At 59.8% G+C, this 2,023-nt stretch carries 1 protein-coding gene; it reads left to right on the top strand.

Going from position 1 to position 2,023, the window contains the following annotated elements; all coding sequences use genetic code 11:
* The first annotated feature begins 346 nt into the window (after positions 1–346).
* On the top strand, positions 347–1,900 hold the full coding sequence (locus NW818_RS04415; protein WP_414423935.1) for a TolC family protein: 1,554 nt from the start codon (positions 347–349) through the stop codon (positions 1,898–1,900).
* Positions 1,901–2,023: the final 123 nt, after the last annotated feature.

Here is a 2,023-nt window from a genome sequence, read left to right as displayed (position 1 = left end):
CTTATTATTGACTAGAGTCATGCTCTGAGAGTCTGCCACCTTGCCCCCTTTCATCGCCCACAACACCCACCCCCGCCATCACGGACAGATGGCCCCACCATTCTAAACTGAGTCTAAATCTAAATCGACTCGGTCTCAATCCAAGCGTCTCTGCTGAGTGTAGAGGAGTCCCGCCCGTGCTCGGAGCTCCTGGCAGACGCAGGTCGGCCTCATCGTTGCAGGGGCAAATGCGAGGACTCGCTTCCACTGGCCCGAACAGGGCAGCCAGCGAGCCTGCGGAAAACCGTCTTATCTTTGTCCTTCATTTTGCGATACTGCTAGGGGTGATGTTGAGAATGACCGCACGATGGCGATGCAAAATGGAGCCAGGGATCCGCTTCAACTTCCTCAACAGCAGACGGGCTCGGCGGGATCCCAGTTGAACCTTGCCTGTTCTGCTCCCTGTGGCCTACTGTTGAGCCTGCTCTGGGTTGTCCCTGCTCTTGCTCAGCCGGAATCTCCCAGCTCTGCTGCCTTTGCTCTGCCCAACAGCCGCGAAATCCTCACCCCCCCACCCCCCCCCACCCTATCGATTCCCTCCAACCCTGCTGACCCTACCCCTGCGGCTGACCTGGCTTTGCAGGGGGCTTCCAAGGCTGAAGAATTGGTGGTGCCCCAATCCCCCTTGCAGGTGCGCATTGAGCGCAGGGAGGGCCTGTCTTTGGAAGAAGCTCTGGAGATCGCCGTTGCCCAGAACCCGGCTGTGCAGCAGGCCAGACTGGCCGTCGAGCGGGCCGAGGCCGGGGTAGCCCTGGCTCAAGCTGCCTTTGCTCCCACCCTCTCCAGCCGTGCCAACTACCAGTACAGTGAGGCTCCCTCTCCTGGTGGTGGGCCAAGGCGCGAATCCCACACCCTCTCGGCCAGTGTGGTGCGGGTGGAGTATACCGCCTTTGACAGTGGCCTCAGGGAGCAAAACCTGAAGCTGGCCCAAGAAGCGCTGCGCATCGCCCAACTGCAGCTGGAGCAAACGCTGCAGACGGTCAAACAAGCTGTGGCCAATGCCTACTACGATCTGCAAAGCGCAGATGCCAGGGTTGCCATCAGCCAAGCTGCCGTCGAAAGTTCCGAAGCCACCCTGCGGGATGCTCAAGCCCGAGAACGGGCCGGGCTGGGTACCCGCTTTGAGATTCTCCAGGCAGAGACGGAATTGGCCAACAATCGACAAACCTTGCTGGCGGCTCAAAACACCCAACAACTGAATCGCCGCCGCCTGGCCGAACTGCTGAATTTCCCCAGCCCCACCGACGTGTTGGCCAGCGACCGCATTGAGCCGATGGGGGAGTGGGATCTCAGCCTGGAAGAGACCATCATTGCTGCCTTTGCCCAACGACAGGAATTGGAGCGCCGGCGCCGAGAATTGGAGCAGGCCCAAAGCCGCCTGCGCCTGGCACAAGCCCGCAATGGCCCCCGAATTGGCTTGTTCGCCAGCCTCGATGCCGTTAACGATTTCAACGCCAGCCGCAACAGTTTTGATGTTGGCTATTCGGTGGGAGCCAATTTCAGCTTGACTTGGTTCGATGGAGGAGAAGCGGCTGCCCAAGCCCGCCAAGCCCAGATCGATGGACAGGTGGCCGTGAGCAACTTCGTCGGCACCCGCAATGAAATCCAGCGGGGGGTGGAAGAAGCCTTCCTGACCCTCAGCTCCAGCCGCGAACAGATCGACTCGGCCAAAGTGGCAATTGCCTCAGCAGAAGAGAGCCTGCGCTTGGCCCGGCTGCGCCTGCAAGCGGGGGTGGGCACCCAAACGGAGGTGATCAATGCTGAAGCTGCCCTCACCACTGCCCGTGGCAACCTTTCCAATGCTGTAATCGCCTACAATCGCGCCCTGGTACAACTGAAACGGGCCATTGGCAGCCTTTGACTTGAGCCTTTCTCCCTCACTCCCAGCCCTTCTTCCAAAAGGAGAGGGGTGCTATGGATACCGCGACGAAACAGTTCTATTCCAACTTGAGCTGTTGTGACATACTCCCGCACTCATGCTGAT

The organism is Synechococcus sp. R6-5 (assembly GCF_047461775.1).
Lineage (GTDB): Bacteria > Cyanobacteriota > Cyanobacteriia > Thermostichales > Thermostichaceae > Thermostichus.
This window is presented reverse-complemented; position numbering and strand designations above follow the sequence as displayed.

Excerpts from the sequence above, each read along its gene's own strand:
- NW818_RS04415 (WP_414423935.1), top strand. The coding sequence starts at position 347 with ATGGCGATGCAAAATGGAGCCAGGGATCCGCTTCAACTTCCTCAACAG.